Source organism: Streptomyces sp. NPDC001787 (assembly GCF_040297465.1).
Lineage (GTDB): Bacteria > Actinomycetota > Actinomycetes > Streptomycetales > Streptomycetaceae > Streptomyces.
In genome coordinates this window covers 1-18974 of the sequence record NZ_JBEOZE010000015.1, presented here as the reverse complement: position 1 = coordinate 18974, position 18974 = coordinate 1, and the positions used below count along the sequence as shown (strand labels likewise).

Sequence of the window (18974 nt, the reverse complement as noted above, 5' to 3'; positions counted from 1 at the left end):
TCGTGGGCGTGGTTCGCGCTCTTCACTGCGCTGAAGGCGAACTCGCCGACACCCAGGGGTGTCTGACGGACGGCGCAGGCCGGTGTCAGTGCGCGTGACCTCGTCTACCGTGTTATGCCATGACGGTCCTCATCATCGGCGGCAGCGGGTTCCTCGGCACGGAGCTGGTGCGCCAGGCGGTAGCGGCGGGTCACTCGACGGCCGCGACCTTCGCCTCCAGGCCCCGCAGTAGCCCAGAGATCACGTGGCACGCCCTGGATCTGCGGGACGCCGACCGCGTCGAAGCGGTCGTCGCGGCCGCTGCTCCGAGTCTCATCGTCAACGCGACCAGCGGCTTCGCCGATTGGTCCGTCACGGCCGAGGGCCCCATCCGTCTGGCGATGGTCGCGGCGAGGTACGGCTGCCGTCTGGTCCATGTGTCCAGTGACGCTGTCTTCTCCGGCCTCAGCCGCGTCCACTACGACGAGACCTCTCTCCCCGACCCCGTGACCCCCTACGGTGCGGCAAAAGCCGCAGCAGAGACCGGCATTCGCCTCCTGGCCCCGGATGCCGTCATCGTCCGCACCTCGCTGATCATCGGCGACACCCGATCCGAGCACGTACGTGCTGTGCACGACCTCGCGGCCGGCACGCGCGACGGCGTCCTGTTCATCGACGACTTTCGCTGCCCGGTGCACGTCGAGGATCTGGCCGCAGCGCTGCTGGAACTCGCGTTCTCCGACGCGCACGGCATGCATCATCTCGCGGGTGCCCATGCCGTCAGCCGGCACGAACTCGGCGTCCTTATCGCCCAGCGTGACGGGCTCGACGCCTCCCGCCTGCCTGCGGGCCTGCGGGCCCAGAGCACCCTTCCCGGGGCACTCGACGTCCGCCTCGACAGCCGCGCCACCCAGCTCAAGCTCCGGACCATCTTGCGTGGCGCCCGTCAGTTCCTGACCACGACACCGTGAGAGCCGAACGACGGGAGAGCGGCAGGGGTGAGGGGGTTGTTCGGTGTTGTTCGCACCAGCGGTTGCCGCACTGTTCCTGGCTTCCGGCAGCGCCCGCCTCGACGTCGGCCCGCCGGCCCCGCCCGCCGCCCCGTCCGCGGTCGCGGTCGTCGGCGCGCCCAGCCCGTGCGTGCCGCTGTCCCACGGGAGTGTCTCTCAAGCACTCTTCAAAAGATCTTGATGGGTCGTGTCAAGAGAATCCGCTCCCCAAGGCTCTAGGAATGTGAGGGGCGGGACGGACTCGCTCCTCGGTGAGGAGCGGGAGTCATGAACGAGAACGGGCTGCACCCTGATGTGGCGGCCGAAGCGTGGATCCGGCGTCGAAGAGGTTGGCCAAGGTGGGTGCTGACTGCGGAGTTCTTTGTCCTTTGCTGGATGGGCGACCGGACGTGGATGCACGGGCAGGCCAGGCGCCGAATCAGTAGGGAGTTGGTGGCTGCGCCTGCCTTTCCGCGCATCCGAGGAGTCGCTCGGCGGATGCCGGTTGAGAGTGATGAAGTTCTGGTGACTCGTGGACCTGGGGCTCCGACCGGGCCGCTGATGTTCCACGTTTCCAGCGCAGCTACACGCGCATCTCTCGGCTTCATCAGGCTCGGGCCCCATGTCCGGAGCTACGGCGGCAGTCAGTCCGCCGACTCAAGCTCTCACGGAGAGCCGTCGCGCGGGCCAAGGGCGGGTCGACTTGAGCGGAAGCCGTATGACGACGACGCGTTGTTCTGGGCAGCGTTCGTGCACGACGAGCAGCGCGCATGGATGGCCACGTGCCACAGCCCTGATGCAGCGCTTCGGGCGCTGGTGACGGATAAGGAGCGCCCGGCGTGAGCTACGTTGCTTCCGCCGTGCGGCCCCGCGTTGCCGTGTCCGGCCTCGCGGCCGAGTCGGTCTTGACCCCGGCGACCTCGTCCGTCACGCGCCGCCCGCGCGTCGCCCAGTAGCTCCTCCTTGTTCGCCGCCGCCCCGTGCCTGTCGCGTTCGCTGTTGTGTTCCCGGCTGGTGCGGGGGCTATTCGGTGTTGTTCGGCGGCCGGAAGAGGGACGTCATCCGGCATGGTGAAGCGGATCCCCCGCCCGCCGCCCTCTGCCGTGGTTCGGCCGCCGTGCGCGTCTCGCCCGTCGGCCGCGTCCGCCTCGGCTCGTTCTGGGCCCATCATCCCGCGCGTCTGGGTGGGCTGGGGCCGGTTCGGTAAGGGGTGGGGGGCTGACCTGGCTTCGCGTGCGGCACCGTACGCAGGCGCGGCTCGTGGACGGCATCAGCGTTGCTGAGTCCCGGGTGGCTCGGACCGTGACGGATAAAACCGGGAAGCGTGGCTGAGGCCGGCGACCGTGCCGCCGTGAGGCCGTGGCCGGCCGCACAGCTACGTGGCCTTCCGCAGGTGGCGGCGTACGTGCTGCGCCGCGGTCCTGCACGGGTTGTGGTCAGGGTCGCCACCGGGTTCGTCGGGGCGGATCGTTGGTCGGATGCTCCGCGACGCGCCGGATGGCGCGGGAATGTTGTGGTTGTACGGCCCGCTGGTGGGACCAGTCCTGTGTATATACAGAGGGGGCCACGCGGAAACCCTCTCTGACCTGGGGTTTTGGTAGTCAGGATACCGGTTCCAAGATCGGATATGCCGGTTGGTGGACCGTCTTATACCGGCTCACGGACCGCCTCATTCCGCTCCGAGAGTCCGTATATCCAGACCTGGGGACCGGCATAGATGTCCTAGAAGTACATGTCCTGCTAGTTCACGGATCCTGCGCCAGGTAACGTAACGCCTGTACTCATGGGACATGTCGAGGGACCGGAGATTCCCGATGCCGCGCTCCGCGCACCAACGGCACGACGCTCGCGGCGAGCCGCAGACCCGCTTCGGCTACATCGGCGCCTACAGCACCATCGACAACGAGCGGCTCGAAGCCCTGGCTGCGGTACCCAAGAAGGACGGCGGCCTGACGGACAGGGAGTTTCGGATCTTGCAGTGGTTCGTGGGGGCCACACCGGGATACGACGAGCCCGTCATGAAAACGACGGCGTACATCGCCGACCGCAACGGGATGACGGGCGACGCGCTGGGCAGGATCATCCGTACCCTCGTCAAGCGCCGACTCCTCTTCTTCGTAGAGGAGTTCGGCCGCCAAAAGTTCTACAAAGTGACCCCCTACCTCGCCAGCCAGGGGTCCTCCGCCGAGCAGCGAGACGCCATCCGGGCGTACAACCCGCCCGAAATCCCAGGCCTTGAGAAGAACGGGCCTGTAAGGGGGACAAGTCGTGATGACCGCCGATGACCCGCAGGTCCTGGCGCGAGAAGTGCTGCGCCGCTCCGAGGACCTCACCCCCAACCAGCGCCTCCTGCTCCAGCTGTACGCCATCATGCCGAAAGAGCCGGGCGGCGCGGTACGCAAGACGGCCCGCGAGCTGGCGGAGGAATGGCTGGGCTGGACACCGAGCCTGTTCTCCCGCGTCCGCGGCCAGCTCGTCGAAGACGGCTGGCTGGAGTTCGTCGACAAGCTCTCCAACTCCCCCATTTACCGCCTCGGCGAGCGCGCTACCGGTCAGCGGACAGTCATCCAGCTCCGCTCTCGCACCGCCTGATCCGCCAGCATCAGCCTCGGCCGGCACAGGCTGATACTGGCGGATCAGGCGAGGACGTAGCGGCGCGGATGCGGGAGCCCGGCCGTCGCTACAGGAGGGCGTTGCAGCCCCGAGAAGAGCCTCGATCACCTCTTGGCCGCGAGGGCCCACCACGGAATGGGCCTGACAGATCATCGGTGAACAGGCAAGATCGGGCGCTATGAACGCTGGAGAGATATCTGAGCATCCGCCGATCTACGACCGTATGGTCAAAGAACGCGGCGACGTACTGGCCGAGACGCGAGACGTCGCCGAGCAGACAGAGCAGCAAGCGCGGAAGGCACTGGACTGGAGTGGCCTGCGGCCAACCCACCGGCAGAGCACGGAACGGGAAGAGCGCACCTTCTCTGCCTTCGGCTGAGTGTCCAGAGGCTTGCCCTCTCACCTCACGAGTTCAGTCGCCACCACCGGCGTCGGGACGGCGGGGGCAACGCTGGAGGCCCTGGTGCGCGGGGCGGGGCCACCAGGTCCGGAGGCAGGCCCACCCGGTCCGGGTGAACGCAGACCGGTACCTCGTCACGGGTGTAGCGATGTCCGTCCCGCCTGTCGAACGGCCACGCCGCGCTACTGGGACGGTCAGCCACCGCGAACCGGTGGCGCGGCAGCCGCAGCGCCGGGCAGATCCCGCAGCAGCGGTGGTCGCACTCCGGATCGATGAAGGGCTGCTCGAACCCGGAGTCATTCATCGGTCGGCGCTCACTGGCGGGACTCTGGCGGAACGGACGGTGCTGTGAGCGCCTGCGACACATGGCCGCGACCAGCCCTCTGTTCGCCTCCTGCGTCTTAGCCACGGCCCACCACCGGGGCGGATGCCGGCCCGTCCTTGCCTCTTTCCCATTGCCAGGCGGTCCCATTCGGCCGGACGTTCCGCCTTGGGCTGCGGCGGATACAGCACTGCCTTGGCGTCCAAGTCGACGGCGATGCTCAAGGTCACCCACTGCGTGCCGTCGAATTCCGGGATGGCGCGCGGCGCGGCCGGATCGGCATGGGACCCGCTGTGCGGCCTCTCGGTCAGCGGCACAGCCCGCAGTCGGTCCGTGGCTCGGGCGCGCCGTTCGGCGCGCCCGAGCCCCCATTTCCTAAGCGGCTCGTCGTCCATGGGGTCAGGATGCCGCATCCGGCAGCGGGTTTGGGCGTCGAGCAGGAAAGACGTCCGCAATGGAGGCGATCGAATCTGCGCGCGAATCAGGTATTCGTCGGTCAACACCCCAGCCGTCGCGGCTACCGGTTGTCTGAGGCGGACGGGACGTTCTGGTCGGCGATGACGCGGAGGTACGCAAGAGCATCGGCCTTGCGCGGAATGGCGTCGGAATAGCTTCGACCGCCGTCACTGGAAACGATCCACCCGGTGTACACAGCCCCGTCGAGGCTGGGCGAGTGACGGTTAGCCTCCGCAAGAATCGGACTTCCACCCACCCTCGGAGTGGCATCCTCCCAGGCCAGATTGGAGTGCAGCCAGAGCAGAGGGCGCGGATCGTTGGCGACGGCGAGGTAGTGGTCGTGATGCAGTTCCACAATGCGGTATGGCGCGGACAGCCTGGCAGAGTCCACGTCGAGCATCTGCCAGGTCTCGACTGCTTGTTCGTAGTGAGCCAGCAGCTCGGCCGACTCCTGAGAGCGGAAGATCTCTGCCATCCACGTACGCGCCGCGTCGAAGCTGTCGGTGCTGTGGGAGTGCCGGTACCAACTGTGACTCCAGGCCTGCAGTCCCGCAGCCGTCAGATGCTCGTCGGCGAACTCGATGCGGATCGGCTGAGGGCCGCTGTGGAAGTGGGTGACGCGGAAGACAACTTCGTCTACGACTGCGTATTGGATGTCGCGCTGCCCTCGGCGGCTGCGGCCGGTGATCGGGTTCTTGCGCGTGAGCTTGATGTACTTGGCGAGCATGATTGGTTCCCCTCGGCGGCTGCAAGGCCCGGTTACGGGGTGGCCTTGGTGAAGTCGTCGGCGACTGTCCACCACGGATCGGTGTCGGTCTCCCCCTGTAGGCGTATCAGGATGAGGGACTCGGTCTGATTCCGGACGCGCCGGGCGAAGACGTCGAAGAGGCGGCCGTCTTCGTGGCGAATGACCTCGGTGGGATCTGGGTGCGCGGCGGCAGTTTCGTCGAGACCGCGCAGTCGCTCGGAGCGGATGCGCTCGACGGCGCGATCGATGCCTGCGCGGGTCTTGTAGGTGCCTGTACGCCAACCAGCGCGGTACAGATCGAATCGCTGATGATCTCCCTGCGCGGGCCAATGACGCCTGGTGACGAGCGGGAGAGGCGAATAGTCGATGTACGACGGGCGGGCGGTCACGGTGGGCCCTCCAAGGGGTGTGGTGGGGTGTTGGACGGCTGTGTTGGGCGGCTCCTCCCAACGACCATAATCCTACGACAGTAAAGACAATTAAGCAATTATTTGCGTCCGGTTGGTCGTCCCTACCCCTGTGTTCCGCGACGGCTGGCAGCGCTCTTCGGCTGCGCGCCCCCGCTGACCCGTCAGGACCGAAGCCCGACGTGCTCGCCGCCTGCGCACGGGTGAGGGCGTGCCCATCTGCTCAGGACGGTGTCAGCCGGGGCTGAGGCGGGCGCTGCGGTAGTGCTGGGCATGGAGTCCTTCCCGGACGGTTCGAGAGGGAGTGAAGGAGTTTCGAGGGTCACCTGCCCACTTCGCTCCCGGTGTTCATGTCGATCGTGAGGCGCTCGCCCTGTTCGTCCTCGACATCCAGCACGGGCGGCCATGCGTCCGTGGCGTAGCTCAGTAGCTGTTCGTACGCGAGCCGTACCGCCTCCTGCGGGGTGGACGCATCGAAGTCGCAGTGCCAGGTGACGGAGTAGACGGGCTCCCGAGGCTTCTCGACGGCTGACTGGGCGCGTTTCACGACGTCAGAAGAGATAACGGCCAAGGGCCGGTTGCGCAAGACGATCGTGCACGGCTCGCTGTTCTCAGCGGGGGCCAGGCAGATGAAGCGCATTGCGACGCCGGCGACGCGGTCGGGCTCGGCGAGCGTCCAGGTCTCAAGGTCTTGGCACTCCGCACATCCCCCACATGGGCAGTCGACGCCGACTGCGTGCGGATTGGCCAAGTATGGGGCGGGGATGTGCTCGGTCGGTCGGACGCCGGGCCCGTCCGAGAACTCGGCGACCACGAGATCACCGGCGCGCACACCGCTGGCCCGGATGGCCACGGCGTCGTCCAGAGTGAGCCCATGAGGGAGGGGCGGGAAGTCATCGTCGGTCGGCCGGTCGGTGAGGGAGAGTCCGCCAGAGCTGTCCGGAAGGGTCAGGATGCGCATGATCGATTCTTTTTACGGGGTCGGGGGTTCAAGTTGTAACGGGCTGAGTGCAAGGCGAGCGAGGGCTCAGCCGAGCGGCTGAACCCCGATGATGGGGTCAGTTGCTTGAAGAAGCCTTCAGACGCTGGCTCCGGCGCTGCGCTGTTCCAGGGGCACCACGACGCCGTTGGCGTTGACGTATCTGCCGAAAGCTTTCTCGGCCTCGCGCTGCTCGACCTCGAAGTGTGCGAGGAGGTCCGCCGAGTTCGCCTCCGGGTTCTCCAGGATGTATCGCCGGGCGGCGTTTGCTGCGTATGTACGCGCCATTACCCAGGACTCTTCGAAGATCACCTGGGGGCCTTTTCCGGTCAGAGATATTTCGTTCATTCCTATTCCCGAGGTACGTGTTGGGTGGGATGGGGCCCTCGGACAATTCGTTGTGGGTGTCACCGTATGGTGTTCCTCGTCGGTCTTGTCGGCCTGCGTGGACGGTGGCTCGTGGGCGGGCGAGGCTGGCGGCCTTGCCGATTGTGTCCGCTCCGAAAAGCTCACTTCCTTCTGGAAGCGATGTAAGCATCCAAGAGGTCCCTCATTTCGCGGGCTTCCTCCAAACTTGCTTCCTCGGAGCAGTCGCAGCCGTTGACGTATAGTTTCCCGTTTTCGACCGTGAGGCCGTGACTCGTATCGGAGACGGTGACCTTGACGGTTTCTCTTCTTGTAAGGGCCTCACGGAACTTCTTGAAGTAGGGTCTGGATGCCATGCGTGGTTCTCTCCGTACTGGTTCAGCGGGGGCCTGTGAAGACGACACTGGGGGCCTCGCCCGTGCGCGGGGGGCACATACCGTAGGGCTGTTGGCAGAGGCCTCGGCAGTGGGTGCAGCCCTCGTTGGGGAGGTGGTTGCACTGCTTGCCGCATGGGTTGCCGGTGCGTTCGCGGACGAGTTCCACCTGGTCGGGCCAGATGCCTCCGTCGACACCGGGGAAGAACAGGAGACCGTCCAACTTGCATGACACGCCGCGGACTTCCCCCTGATGTGCCGGGTGCAAGATGCGGACAGTGTCACCAGCCCTGTACCGGAAACGTTCCACCTGGTCGGGCCGGAGGCCTTCGCCGACTCCGGCGAAGAACAGGAGGCCGCCCTGCACGTGCGACACGGTGCGGACATCCCCGTGATGTTGCGGGTGGTGCAAGATGCGGACGGTGTCGCGAGCGACATAGCGCATAGATTGGCTCCAAGTGCGAGCCGCTGAGCGGCTGGGGTGGACTCTCGTTACCCCGGCGGGGCACGTAGAGGAGTCTACCTAAATATTTCCAATTAAGCAACTTATCTATGTAGTCCTCCGTGCGGTTGCCGCTGGGCCTCCGCGGGCCGTCCATCCGTATCCGAAGGGCAGCGTTTGCGCGCGCCGGGCTGCCGTGGAGCGGGATCGCGGGCTGTCCCGGCGTGTGGGTGCTGTGCTGTGCCCGCCGGACGAGATCTGCCCAGAGTGCGACAGCCGGGCCATGATCTGCGGCGCGGCACCGCCGCTGCACCGGCCCTACTGGCTCCTGCTTTCACTGCGCCACCGTCCTTTCCTCACCTGTCGGGGCCGCTGGGCAGGGCTGCCCTACGGCGCGGCATAGGGGGTGGAGGGCGCGCACATCCGGCCCGGCATCATGGGGGCAATGGTGAGAGGAGAGTGCGACGCATGCCTGTGACGCAACCGGAGTGGTTCAGTGATCTTGATGCCTGGTGGTCTCCTGCGGTCGGCGAGGATGTGGCCCGGCATGTAGAGCCGGTCGGCATCGACGACCACATCCGCCTGCACGTGCGATGTTCAAGCCCGGCCTGGCGCACCCAGACCCGACTGCTCGGCACCTCGCTGACCGGCCGCGTCAACGAGCTGCTCGCCCCGAAGGCGAAGATCACGGGCATCGTAGTACAGGCAGCCTCCAGTGCCCTGCCTCAGATCATCCGGGATCGATGGCCGGACATCGTGGGCGAGGACCTCGCCGACCAGGTCGAGCCGACCATGCTCGGCGCCCAGGGGCAGGAACTGTGCACACTGGCGGTATCGGCGGAGGCCCGCGACGAGGCCGGTCGGCGCGCCCCCGAGATCCTGGCCCGGATTCGTGAACTGATCGGGGAGGGCTGCACCATCACCCGCTGGTCGCCGAGCTCGCTGCTGCCGGTCGTGGTGCTCGTCACCGGCTCCCCCGAGGTCACCGACCGGCAGGCCGTCGAGGACGTGCTGCTGCAGATCTGGCATGACACGGTTCAGGTTGTGGGGACCGAGCACACCCTGATCCTGGAGCACGGCTGTGAAACGGCGGTCGACCGCTTCGTGAGTGAATGGGTTGCACACCTGGGACTGCCGGACGATGCAGGCCTGATCTCCGCTCCGATGGCTGCGGACACAGCACGCCACCCTGATCTGTGCGTGGCGATCTTCCGCCACACCAGCGAAGTGCTGCCGCTGGAGAACCAGGCGAGTGCTGCCGGTATCCCCGTCCAGCGAGTTCTCCTTCCGTAGCGGCCGGTCCTCCCCGGCCCGGTCGTCCTCAGGAGGTGGCCGCTCCGCGCATGCCGGGGCGGCCTGGCCCGAAAGTCCGCCGGTGTCTCGGTGATGAGGCACTGCCCACCCGGACGACGTGGGGCAGGCTCACGGCTTCACCTGATACCAGCGCGTCCTGTCACCCCTCTTCGTCGACGCCGGGCAGGACGCGCATACGGCGCTCCGCCGCGCCTGCGGAAGCGGGGCCAACAGCGCGCACCGGCTCGTACGGCTTCCACAGTGGAGCTTCCCGGTGTTGGTCCCGGTCCCAGCGGGGTGCGCCGACCAGCGCCACCACCCTGTTGAGAGGCACCCGGACCGGGCGGTGCTGGCCGCCGGGTTTCAATGTCAGCTCACCCTCGCCGATGTCGTCGAGGGTTCCGTACAGACTCGCCCAGACGCCTTCGCCACCCTCGGGCCCGCACCACGTGTCGACGCGCAGCACATGCCAGCCCAGCCAGGACTTCAGCTCTTTGAGGAACGTGGTCTCCTCGCTCCCGCCCGGGATCCAGCAGCCGTAGCCCTCGCTCAGCGCGGACGCGGTCCGGTAGGCCCGCTCGTCGGCGTCGCCGCGCTCGAGCCGGTGGCCCGCCGCAGCCCGGGCGCGGCGCTGCTCCTCGACTGCAGCCGGCACCTCTGCCGGGCCACTGTCGGCGTCCGTGGGCAACAGGGGGAAGGCGGTGCGCAGCAGCTTCAGCGCGGCGCTCTGGTCGGTGCGGCGGTGGCCGGTGACGGGCCCGCCGGCCACGAACCGGGGCGGGTGGTGCCTGCCCTGGGCGGCCTGCTCCTTCTCCAGCTTGGCGACGATGTGCCCGGGCGCGGCGATGACCGCCGAGTAGGAGGGCCCGGTGGTGTCTCCGATGTCGCTGAAGTAGTCGCGGCGCCGGAACCCGAAGGGGACCAGGCCGAGCACCGGGGAAGCAGCGAGGTAGGCGATGGGGGCGTCCCCGCCGTTCGTGAGCGGCCAGTCGTGGACGAGCAGCAGCCGCGCCGCCATGTGCGCCGACTCCGCCTCGAACTCGGCCTCCAGCCGCGCGCAGGCCTCGACGATCGCGCGCGGCCACCACACCGCGAGCTCGTGATCCGCCCAGGCCGACGGGCTGGCGTAGCCCTCGCCCCGGGTCTGCGGCTGAGGGAGGCGGGTGACGTCCACGACGCGAGCCCCGGCCAACTCCTTGGACACCGCGTCATGGACCAGCCCGGCCGTGCGGGCGGCGCCGATCCCGCGCGAGCGGGCCGCCAGCCACACCCCGGACACCAGCGGCCACACATCGACTTCCGGCTGCGACTCGTACCGCTGCGGACGCCGGACGGACCTCCCGGCGACCGCAGCGGTCACCTCGGCCAGGACGCGCCGCTCCGGGCTGCCGGCCGTGCGGCGCACCGCATCACGGGCACCGTTGTAGGCGTCGACCTCCGGACAGTCCGCGGCGTACCCGGCCAGGAACTCGACGAAGCCGGCCTCCAACTCCTGGCGGGCCTGCGCCACCGTCCGGGCGTCCTTGGACAGCTTGCGGTCCCTGCGGGCCCGCTTGAGCCAGGCTTCGAACTGCTCCTCCTGCCCGGGCTGGGGCTGGGCCGCGTAGCGGGCGTAGCCGAGCCAGGTGCGCACCGTCCGGTCCGCGCGGGCGCGCTGGAGAGCCACCGCCTGCTCGGAGGTGAACGCGGCGGCCCGCCACAAGGCCTCCGGCGCGTCCGGAAGGGAGACAGCGCACTTCTTGCAGATCTCGCCGAACACCTCGAACAGCGGGTAGGTGGCCGCGTCCGCCGCGGGCCGGGCGTAGCGGCAGCCGCCGTAGGAGTAGCGCCGCAGGTCGGAGTGGGGGACGTGATACTTCCCGCCGCCACCGCCGGTCAGGGCGACTCGGATAGCGGCGAGCGCGGGCAACTCCACGCCCAGGACCTCAAGGCCCTTAGCGGAGATGGCAGGAAGGGACTGTGCCACGTCTCAGCCCTCCTGTCCGGCAGCGGAGGGGGAGGAAGCCGTGCCCGAAGCGTCAGCATCCGGGCCACCACCGCCGGCGGCGGCGATGTGGTGGCAGGCCAGGGCGTCAGCGAACTGGGCGGAGAACTCGACCAGCTCCGGCAGCGTGTAGCTCGACGTGAGGGCCCGCAGCATCATGGAGACCTGGATCTGCGCGAGGTCGGACGCGAACCGGTGCTCACGGGCCCGGTCGAAGGCGACCAGCGCACGTCCCGCGTCCCCCACGGCCACGCTGCCACAGGCCCTGGCCCACGCTCGCAGTGTCGCGGGCAACGACGACTCCGGCAACCCGGCCAGAATCGTCATGGTGGGCAGGTCCCATACATCCCGCTGGAAGACCTCCTCGGCGGTGGTGAACCCGTCGGTGAAGTCGACCGCTCCCGCCAAGCCCCGCCAGTTCTCCTGGATCTGCTGCTCAAGCTGGTCCAGCGAGGTCCGCCACTCCCCGTGTGTCTGAAGACCACGGCCCTGGTTGAAGGACGCGATGCATCCGGCGCCCAGGTAGAGCCATGCCGCCGCGAGGTCCTCGCTCTCCGCCGCTTCGCAGTACGCCGCGAACTCGGCGCGCTCGTCGGCGTCCTCGTTCTGGGCGACCAGGTCGGCGACGAACAGGGCGGTGAACTGGCTGAGCACGGCCCGGGCACGCTCGGCCCAGGGGGCGAGTTCCGACAAGGGCACGGGCGCGGCGGGTGTCTCCAACTGGGATGCGCTGGCAGCGAGGAGGATCTCCACGGCCTGCTCCCGGCCGGCCTTGTCCAAGCCTGCGGGAAGCAAGCCCTTGCGGGCGGCCTCGGCGACCCGGCGCAACGCCTCCTGGTAGCCGCACCCGCAGGCCCGGTTCAAGGCCCGGGCGATCTGCTGCTGGTGGCTGAGGTTGGTCTTCTTCTTCGGTGCCATGACGAACTCCTGCACATCCCTTGCGATGCCGTCCCACCACAGCAGCCGCCAGGGAGCGTACGAGGCGTCAAGGACAAACCGGTACGACCAGTCACATTCGCATCCGAGCGGCCGCTCGATTCACCCTCGACCAGAGGTGGGCCCGGCCGCGGCGCGCACCCGCGAAGTACGCCGCCACGACGATACAGGGCAATGATCGCACCGCGTGCGGTGACGGCCTACACCCCCGGGGGGCGCCCGTCAGCGGCGGGCCTCTGCGGCAGCCTTGCGCTTGGCCTCGATCTCGGGCGGCAGCGGGAGAACCGGCGTGGCGGCCGGGTCGGCCGGCCGCTCCTCCTTCAGGCCATCGGGCCCGGTGACCATCGACCAGCGGCTGAATTCGCGGACCTGGTGCGCGGTCCCAGAGCGAGTGACCGGCCCCCGTCGTGTCCGCACTGCCCGTGTCGAACCAGGTGACGATCCAACCGCGCGACGGACGCGCAGACGATCACGGTGGGGATAGCACGGCGGCCGGGCACCGAGCCCCCGTGTGCTGACGGGTACGACGTCCAGCGGCGCGGACGCCGGGTGTGCGCCGCCGTCGTCGACGGCGCGGGCCACGACGAAACCGTCGTCCGCTACGCCCAGGTCACGCCGCCGGTGATCACCCACATCGGCATGACCATGGGCGGTCTGGCCGCGCTGACCACCGCCGGACAGATGGCCCACGCCTACGACGTCCCGCCGCACGCCTCTGCCGTCTACGCCCGCATGGAGCCGGGCCAGCCCACCACGATCCACTGGATCGGCGACTGCCGCGCCTACGGCTGGGACGGCAAGGTGCTCACCCAGTGGAGCACCGACCAGACCATGGGCCAGTACTTGCGCCGCAACGGCGTGGCCGTGGAGCTCGCGGCTACCCACGACAACTGGTCGCGGACCGGTCTCGCCCAGGCGGGAGCGGCCATATGCCGCGAGGCGCAGATCCCGCAGTCCGTCCGCCTGGTCCTGCTCGTGACCGACGGCGTCTCGGACCAGGTGGGCCATGAACGGATGGAGGCGCTGTGCCGCGCGCACGTGGCGTATCCACAGGCTCTGGCCGACGCACTGGCCGCCGCCGCACAAGCCGACGAAGAGGGCTACCGCGACGACGCCACGGTCATCGCTATGGCGGCCGCGCCGGTCTCGCCCGGCCCGGGCAGTCACCGGGGCTGATCGGGCTCCGTGGCGGCGAGGAACTCCTCCAGCGCCGCGGCGTCCAGGAGGTCGATCCAGGCCATGCCGTCGGGCAGGGGACCGGTGTCGGCGGCCAGCAGGTCGGCCGCTTCACGGCCCACGGCGAACACCGCGCGTATCGCCGCCTCGTGTCGCCGACGTAGCGAAAGCTCGCCGGGCCCGGCCGAGGAGAGCCCGGCCAGGTAGGCGCGGGCGGGCGGGGTGAGGAGGACGGCGTGGGAGCGCAGGAAGTCCTCGAACGCGGTGCTGGCCGGGTCAGCGTCGTTGGCCGGATCGCCGAGCTCGGGGCAGGGAAGGGAGCAGTCGTCGAGGAGGATTGCGACGAGGCCGTGTTCCTGGTTCTCGTCCTGGTGCGGCAGGACCCGCCACCCGGCTCCGGGTTCCGGATGGTTCGCCTCGGACCGGTACTCGTCGCATACCGCCTCCAGCAGCGAGCGCAGTCCCAGCACCAGGACGGCGGGGTCGCTCATGGTGAGCGTGTCGGGTTGCCGCGGCACCAGCAGGCGGTAGCGCAGTTGTTGGCGCACGGTCGGTGCCTGCGCCGCGTAGGCGGCGAGGGTCTGCTCCGCGCCGAACCGCGCCGCGGCCGGGCTCGCCTCGCTGCTTCGGGCGTCGGTGTGGAACGCGCCGCCGGCGGAACGCCAGCCCACGCTCCACCGCCAGCACTCGCGGGACGCGGCCGCACCGGTGGAGCCCCACATCGGGTCGTCCCACGAGGTGAAGGGGTGTGGCTCGACGGATTCAGCGGCTACCTGGGCTTCCAGGGGCAGGGGTGCGCCGGGTACGGGCACCCGTGCGGTGAGCCGTTCGCCGTCGGTCTGCCAGTCCAGGGGGGCGGGCGGGAGCGCGGAGACGCGCAGCAGGGCGTCTCCGAGGCCGGCCAGGCGGATCAGGAGGGCCTTGCGGACGGCGCCGGTCTGCTCGGGGGTCCAGTCGTGCGGGTCCACGTGGTCGAACACCTGGAGCAGTTCGGCTTCCCGGGCGCGGCGGCCTCGTGGCGGTGTCGCGGCATCGGGTAGTGGCTCATCGTCGTCCGCCCAGTCCCGGGCGAGGACGGGTTTGTCGTAGGCCAGGGCGACTTCGCCGCGGGTGAGGGCCAAGCCTTCGGCGGCCTCGCGCAGTTCGGCCGCCGACAGGGCCGTGACCAATGCGGCCAGGTCGTCGACGAGGGTGGCGGCCTGCCACGGTGTCGGCGGCAGCGTGATCGGCAGGGCCGGCCACTTCTCGGCCGTGTCCTGGAGGTCATGGACGTAGAGGCGGACATCGAGCGGGACCTGGTCCAGTGCGGTGAACGCCCGGGCCACTAGCTGCGCCGCGAGGCCGGGACCGGGTGCTGGGCGGCCGCGGAACACGCACACCGCGCCGACCAGCTTCTCCTGGTTGGGGGGAACCCCGAACGCGGTGGCGGCCAGCCCGGTCCGGGACGTGGGTGCCTGCTGGGTCATCGCCGGGGGACTCCTGTCGGTCAAGAAGGGGACAGCAAGGCCGCGGGCGTGAGGATGCCTGGCCAGCCAAGTACCTACAGCGTGACTGCCCACCGGCCGCGGGAGAGCGTGGTCTCTCCGTCCGGTGTGATGGTGACGCGAGCTCCGTTCACAGGCAGCTCCCCGCCGATGATGAGGCGGTCGAGGACATCGGTCAGCAGATCCCACAGACGGCGGGGGCCGCCTTGGTGGATGGTCGGCAGATCACGGAACTTCTGAGTGCTGGCGCGGGCCCAAGAGCCGTCCGGGTGGGCCATCCACACGGTGCGCCCGCCGCTCTCGTGCTGCTCAGTGCGGTGCTCGATGCCGGGCGCCTCCAGCTCCAGGGTGGCGTGCACGGCCCAGGAGTCCGGGACGTAGGTGAGCGGGTAGCGGCTGACGGACGTCCCCCCGACCTCGTCCGCGGCCTGCCACACCTCGGCGGCCGGTGAGGCGTCGTCGTAGTCGTTGCCGTGGCGGGTGCGCATGAACGTGGCCTGGTCGGAGGCGATGAAGCCGCGAGCGCCGCCATCCTGCGTCTTGTCCGCGACGAGGATCATCGCAGTATTGGTGATGGTGGTGACCAGCCGGCCGCCGGGGCGCAGCGCGGTCAGCCACGATGGGGGGACGGGTCGGACGGAGACGGTGGACACGATGCGGTCGACGTCGCCGGGCAGCGTTTGGGTGATGTCGCAGACGGCGGTGCGCGGGTGCAGGCCGATGCCGGCCAGCCGGTCGGCCGCGGCTTCCACCAGGTAGGGGTCGATGTCCACGCTCATCACGAAGTCGTCGCCCAGGCGCCGGCAGGCCAGAGCTGTGCCGTACCCGGTGCCGGTGGTCACCAGGGTGCGGGAGCGGTCACCGAGCATCGCGTGCCGGTACATGGTGGCGATCAGGGTGGGCAGAGTCGAGGACGAGGTCGGCCACCTGCCGTACGGCACCACGGTGCCTGGCTCGACGTGATCGGCATGGTCGGTGCCGATCCGGGTCACGAGGGTCTGATTGCGGTAGGCGGCCTTGAGCCAGGCTTCGGGGTCGTCGGGGCCGTTGCGGGCCGCCCGCCCGTGGGTGTCCCGCTCCCACCAGTTCGGCACGAACAGGTGCCGGGGGGTGGAGGCGATCGGCCCCCACCACGGCGACTCCGGCCGCAGATGCCCGTCGGCAAGACGGTGCGCGTGAGGCTCCCATTCCAGATCCACGTCCCTACAGTCCCTTCGGCGTCCGCTCGCCTGTCCGTGTCAGCCGTCGTCGTCGGCCGGCCCGCAGGGACCGGAGTTGTCCGGTCCGCACGAGCTGTCGTCGTTCGGCGCGCAATCGGGAGGGCAGAGCGCCGCGCCGGCACGGCGCGGAATGCTCGCGGTCACCTCGGCCCACCGGTCACTCGCCAGCACCGACGCCAGACTCGTGTCCTTGACGCTGCCCGCGGTCAGGAACCTCCCCATCTCGCACACCGACACGCTCCCGTTCGGGAGGACGGCCGCCTTCTGGTCCCCGCACCGCCCGCACAGCGACGAGGTCGAGGGCAGCGCGGCGCCTGCGGCGTTGCCGACGGCCCGCACCTCGCTGACGTGCACTTCGTGGACGCCGAGGGTCTGCATCTCGGCGCGGGCCCGCTCGGCGCGCTCGTGATCGCCTCCGTCGAGGACGGCGACCTTCAGCCGGATGCCGCGCCGTACGGCCTCGACGATGTTGCCGCGCGTCGCCTTGTGCGAGCCGTCCCGGCCGGTGACTGCGTCGTGCTCGGCCGGGACAGTGCTGTGGTACGTCGTCGCCAGCCGCACGTTGGGGTGCTCGAGCAGTTGCCAGTGCTCGTCGCGGATCCGCAGCAGGTTGCTGTAGACCCGCACGCGGAGACCGGCGTTGACCGCCCGCTGCAGCATCCGGGCAAAGGCCGGGTGCAGGGTGGGCTCCCCGCCGATCAGTTGGATCTCCTCGGTGCCGAGGCTGGCGGCTTCGTCGATGGTCCGGTTCCAGTCGTCCTCGGTCATGCTGCCGTGGTTCTGCGTCGGCCCGGACTTGGCGTAGCAGAGGGTCGGACAGGTGAGCTGGCAGCGGCCGGTGATCTCCAGGGACAGGAACCGCAGCGTGGTGGGGGCGGCCTCCAGAGCGATCGTCATGACGCGATCGTAGGCCGCGGACCATCAACTTGCCTGCTGTTGCGACTACTTACTTCCGGACGATGTAGGAAGGCCCCACTCAGATGACCGGCTCCAGTCCCATGGAGCGGATGAAGGCCCGGTAGCGGACGATGTCCTCGTCCGGGTTGCCGCCTGCTCCTGGACGGGTGCCACGATGACCAGATTGTCACCGTGCTTAGCAAGGGCCTGGTCAGCGTTTTCGTCCCACGCCAGTGCCAGAGCCGGCCCGTCGAGGCTGAGCGCGATGTACGGCGGCTCCGTGCGTGACTCCGGGCGCGGCCTGCGCGGTTTGCCCACCTTCATGAGGACCATCGGCAACTCCATCTCCTCAAGGCGCAGGGCGGCGCGGACATAATGGGCGCCGACCTCACGTCCACGCTTGTACAACGCCGGGGGCGTCCCCAGGACACGGCCCCCTCGCGTGCTCCGCCTCCGCCCCTCCGCGCGGCTCCGCCGCCGTCCCATCGGCCCCCGCCCGTGCGCGCTGCTCCCCCCACTCCCTGCCCGCCCCGCTGCTCCGCTTCCGCCCCTCCGCCGTGCGCCCGTCTCGCCCCCCCCGGGGGCTCGCCCCTGGTGCGTGCCGCTGGCTGCTCCGCCTGCTCCCGGTGCCCGCCGCTCCGCCCCTCCGCCGCCCGCTCCGCCATGCCCGTTTCGCTCCCGGTGCCTGCCGGCGCCCGCTCTGCCGCGCCCCTCCACCGCGCCGCGCCCCTCCACCGCGCGTTCACTGAACATCGCCGAACATTGGTGGGCTCGACGACGACCGCCGCCGACGACCGCCGCCGACGGCCGCCGGTTCCGGACGCCCGGCGTCCGCTGGGGTCTGGGGCTTGTCGAGGGTGTGGTGCTGGTGGTGCTGGGGTCGCGTTGGGGGCTGCCTGCGGGCTGTGGTGCCGGTGGCGGCCGGGTCTCCTGGAGCGTGAGGGCCGGGACGCCGTCGGCCGGTTGGCCGGTTCGGTGCTGGGCCGTTGGTGGCTGCTGGTCGTGCGGTGCTGCGCGCCCGAGGTCGCTTCCCGTCGGCCCGGCCGCGCTCTGCCGGGCCGGCGGCCGCCTGGCCCGTGCCCGCTCGTGCTGCTGCGCGCTGTCCGGGCTGGTGTGCTGCTGCGCGGCCTGCGCTCGGCTGTCGGTCCTGGCCGTCGTGCGCGCCGCGTGGTCCGCTCGTGCTGGAGCTGCCGCCGGAGCCCGGGGCGGTTGCGCCGTGCGGGGGTGGTGGGGTGTTCGGGTCCGTTCGGTGTCCGGTGCGTGTCCTGGGCCGGGTGTGGTTCGTCGGGCCGGAATTCGGCCGCGGTGCGCGCGGAGGTGAATTCCGCAGCTTTGGCCCGGTGTTACGTGTCGAATTCGAGGGACGTTACGTAACACATTTCGGGCCCGATCCGTTACGCTTTCTGTTACGGGTTATGACGGTGAATAAGTGATGCCGTACGGCGCCTTATTGCTGGCTTTTCGTGAATGCCCGTCAGATTCCTTCGCCGTGGGCCTGGAAATGTATTTTCAGGTGCCATCCGAACCCATCGATAAGTAATTTGGTGTAGACCACTTGCGATCCGCTGCTTTGTGTGTTTATGATGGACCGTCAGAAAGCATCGGCGCCCGGCAAGTTGCGGACCCCCTCTTGTTGCTGCCATACTGTAACCACAACAGAGCGGGACCAAGGAGCCCGGAGGGCGACGCGGGGCCCACCGAGAACAACAACACAAGCCACTGACCAGCGAAAACGTACTCCAGAGGTACACAGGCCAAACCGGCCGGCACCCCGGACCCCGAAACCGAGACCCACCGCCGGCCGACAGAGAACACGCGTCGACCTTGCCGGTGGCCGTGGCGGCGTCCGTCCTGTAGACGAGCCCCGCGTCGGCCTCGCCCAGCTCGACCTTGCTGAGGACGGCGCGGA

General features: G+C 69.3%; 19 protein-coding genes and 1 pseudogene. 6 read left to right on the top strand and 14 right to left on the bottom strand.

The window, feature by feature from the left end; all coding sequences use genetic code 11:
- Positions 1-119 precede the first annotated feature (119 nt).
- The 4 genes from ABT170_RS20980 to ABT170_RS20965 all read left to right on the top strand — a co-directional run bounded on the left by ABT170_RS20980 (position 120) and on the right by ABT170_RS20965 (position 3960).
- Positions 120-950 (top strand): SDR family oxidoreductase, encoded by an 831-nt coding sequence (locus ABT170_RS20980; protein ID WP_351869416.1) that lies wholly within the window; start codon positions 120-122, stop codon positions 948-950.
- A gap of 1808 nt (positions 951-2758) precedes the next feature.
- Positions 2759-3253 carry a hypothetical protein gene (locus ABT170_RS20975; RefSeq protein ID WP_351869413.1) on the top strand — a complete coding sequence of 165 codons (495 nt, stop codon included), beginning with the start codon at positions 2759-2761 and terminating at the stop codon, positions 3251-3253.
- Positions 3240-3560 (top strand): replication initiation protein, RepL2, encoded by a 321-nt coding sequence (locus tag ABT170_RS20970; RefSeq protein WP_351869410.1) that lies wholly within the window; start codon positions 3240-3242, stop codon positions 3558-3560. Before ABT170_RS20975 ends, ABT170_RS20970 begins: the two co-directional genes overlap by 14 nt.
- Before the next feature lie 199 nt (positions 3561-3759).
- Positions 3760-3960: a hypothetical protein gene (locus tag ABT170_RS20965; protein ID WP_351869407.1), complete on the top strand. Its 201-nt coding sequence runs from the start codon at positions 3760-3762 to the stop codon at positions 3958-3960.
- A gap of 321 nt (positions 3961-4281) precedes the next feature.
- Here the strand turns inward: ABT170_RS20965 and ABT170_RS20960 are convergent, their stop codons facing one another.
- The 7 genes from ABT170_RS20960 to ABT170_RS20930 all read right to left on the bottom strand — a co-directional run bounded on the left by ABT170_RS20960 (position 4282) and on the right by ABT170_RS20930 (position 7868).
- On the bottom strand, positions 4282-4698 hold the full coding sequence (locus ABT170_RS20960; RefSeq protein WP_351869951.1) for a DUF6087 family protein: 417 nt from the start codon (positions 4696-4698) through the stop codon (positions 4282-4284).
- Positions 4699-4820: 122 nt separating this feature from the next.
- The gene (locus ABT170_RS20955; protein WP_351869405.1) at positions 4821-5486 is read right to left on the bottom strand and encodes a hypothetical protein; all 666 of its coding nucleotides are present in this window, start codon (positions 5484-5486) and stop codon (positions 4821-4823) included.
- Positions 5487-5518: 32 nt separating this feature from the next.
- Positions 5519-5896, bottom strand: coding sequence for a hypothetical protein (locus ABT170_RS20950; protein WP_351869403.1), 378 nt, complete (start codon positions 5894-5896; stop codon positions 5519-5521).
- Between the two features lie 340 nt (positions 5897-6236).
- Entirely contained in the window at positions 6237-6875 is a 639-nt protein-coding gene (locus ABT170_RS20945) for a hypothetical protein (protein WP_351869400.1), read from the bottom strand.
- A gap of 117 nt (positions 6876-6992) precedes the next feature.
- Entirely contained in the window at positions 6993-7241 is a 249-nt protein-coding gene (locus ABT170_RS20940) for a hypothetical protein (RefSeq protein WP_351869399.1), read from the bottom strand.
- A gap of 161 nt (positions 7242-7402) precedes the next feature.
- Positions 7403-7615 (bottom strand): hypothetical protein, encoded by a 213-nt coding sequence (locus ABT170_RS20935; RefSeq protein ID WP_351869396.1) that lies wholly within the window; start codon positions 7613-7615, stop codon positions 7403-7405.
- 22 nt (positions 7616-7637) lie between these two features.
- The gene (locus tag ABT170_RS20930; RefSeq protein ID WP_351869393.1) at positions 7638-7868 is read right to left on the bottom strand and encodes a hypothetical protein; all 231 of its coding nucleotides are present in this window, start codon (positions 7866-7868) and stop codon (positions 7638-7640) included.
- Between the two features lie 675 nt (positions 7869-8543).
- Here ABT170_RS20930 and ABT170_RS20925 point away from each other — a divergent pair.
- Positions 8544-9368, top strand: coding sequence for a DciA family protein (locus ABT170_RS20925; RefSeq protein WP_351869390.1), 825 nt, complete (start codon positions 8544-8546; stop codon positions 9366-9368).
- A 160-nt stretch (positions 9369-9528) separates the two neighbouring features.
- Here the strand turns inward: ABT170_RS20925 and ABT170_RS20920 are convergent, their stop codons facing one another.
- From ABT170_RS20920 to ABT170_RS20910, 3 genes are all read right to left on the bottom strand, one after another.
- Positions 9529-11334 carry a hypothetical protein gene (locus ABT170_RS20920; RefSeq protein ID WP_351869387.1) on the bottom strand — a complete coding sequence of 602 codons (1806 nt, stop codon included), beginning with the start codon at positions 11332-11334 and terminating at the stop codon, positions 9529-9531.
- Between the two features lie 3 nt (positions 11335-11337).
- Complete coding sequence (locus tag ABT170_RS20915) at positions 11338-12270, bottom strand: hypothetical protein (protein WP_351869384.1); 933 nt, start codon at positions 12268-12270, stop codon at positions 11338-11340.
- 240 nt (positions 12271-12510) lie between these two features.
- Positions 12511-12633, bottom strand: coding sequence for a hypothetical protein (locus ABT170_RS20910; protein ID WP_351869381.1), 123 nt, complete (start codon positions 12631-12633; stop codon positions 12511-12513).
- A 204-nt stretch (positions 12634-12837) separates the two neighbouring features.
- Here ABT170_RS20910 and ABT170_RS20905 point away from each other — a divergent pair, with 204 nt between their 5' ends.
- Positions 12838-13464 carry a hypothetical protein gene (locus tag ABT170_RS20905; RefSeq protein WP_351869379.1) on the top strand — a complete coding sequence of 209 codons (627 nt, stop codon included), beginning with the start codon at positions 12838-12840 and terminating at the stop codon, positions 13462-13464.
- On the opposite strand, the gene ABT170_RS20900 is transcribed toward ABT170_RS20905, so the two are convergent.
- From ABT170_RS20900 to ABT170_RS20885, 4 genes and pseudogenes are all read right to left on the bottom strand, one after another.
- Positions 13452-14930, bottom strand: coding sequence for a hypothetical protein (locus ABT170_RS20900; RefSeq protein ID WP_351869376.1), 1479 nt, complete (start codon positions 14928-14930; stop codon positions 13452-13454). The two genes, ABT170_RS20905 and ABT170_RS20900, sit on opposite strands and share 13 nt — an antisense overlap.
- Before the next feature lie 74 nt (positions 14931-15004).
- Positions 15005-16141, bottom strand: a complete 1137-nt coding sequence (locus ABT170_RS20895; RefSeq protein ID WP_502970552.1) for a methyltransferase domain-containing protein — start codon at positions 16139-16141, stop codon at positions 15005-15007.
- 45 nt (positions 16142-16186) lie between these two features.
- Positions 16187-17065: a radical SAM protein gene (locus ABT170_RS20890; RefSeq protein WP_351869372.1), complete on the bottom strand. Its 879-nt coding sequence runs from the start codon at positions 17063-17065 to the stop codon at positions 16187-16189.
- Positions 17066-18870: 1805 nt separating this feature from the next.
- Positions 18871-18974 (bottom strand): annotated as a pseudogene (locus ABT170_RS20885) (molybdate ABC transporter substrate-binding protein); the annotation flags it as partial.

Bases quoted from the DNA above. Each gene is read 5' to 3' on its own strand.
- ABT170_RS20980 (WP_351869416.1), top strand. From the start codon at position 120: ATGACGGTCCTCATCATCGGCGGCAGCGGGTTCCTCGGCACGGAGCTG.
- ABT170_RS20975 (WP_351869413.1), top strand. From the start codon at position 2,759: ATGTCGAGGGACCGGAGATTCCCGATGCCGCGCTCCGCGCACCAACGG.
- ABT170_RS20970 (WP_351869410.1), top strand. From the start codon at position 3,240: ATGACCGCCGATGACCCGCAGGTCCTGGCGCGAGAAGTGCTGCGCCGC.
- ABT170_RS20965 (WP_351869407.1), top strand. From the start codon at position 3,760: ATGAACGCTGGAGAGATATCTGAGCATCCGCCGATCTACGACCGTATG.
- ABT170_RS20960 (WP_351869951.1), bottom strand. From the start codon at position 4,698: ATGGACGACGAGCCGCTTAGGAAATGGGGGCTCGGGCGCGCCGAACGG.
- ABT170_RS20955 (WP_351869405.1), bottom strand. From the start codon at position 5,486: ATGCTCGCCAAGTACATCAAGCTCACGCGCAAGAACCCGATCACCGGC.
- ABT170_RS20945 (WP_351869400.1), bottom strand. From the start codon at position 6,875: ATGCGCATCCTGACCCTTCCGGACAGCTCTGGCGGACTCTCCCTCACC.
- ABT170_RS20940 (WP_351869399.1), bottom strand. From the start codon at position 7,241: ATGAACGAAATATCTCTGACCGGAAAAGGCCCCCAGGTGATCTTCGAA.
- ABT170_RS20935 (WP_351869396.1), bottom strand. From the start codon at position 7,615: ATGGCATCCAGACCCTACTTCAAGAAGTTCCGTGAGGCCCTTACAAGA.
- ABT170_RS20925 (WP_351869390.1), top strand. From the start codon at position 8,544: ATGCCTGTGACGCAACCGGAGTGGTTCAGTGATCTTGATGCCTGGTGG.
- ABT170_RS20915 (WP_351869384.1), bottom strand. From the start codon at position 12,270: ATGGCACCGAAGAAGAAGACCAACCTCAGCCACCAGCAGCAGATCGCC.
- ABT170_RS20910 (WP_351869381.1), bottom strand. From the start codon at position 12,633: ATGGTCACCGGGCCCGATGGCCTGAAGGAGGAGCGGCCGGCCGACCCG.
- ABT170_RS20900 (WP_351869376.1), bottom strand. From the start codon at position 14,930: ATGACCCAGCAGGCACCCACGTCCCGGACCGGGCTGGCCGCCACCGCG.
- ABT170_RS20890 (WP_351869372.1), bottom strand. From the start codon at position 17,065: ATGACGATCGCTCTGGAGGCCGCCCCCACCACGCTGCGGTTCCTGTCC.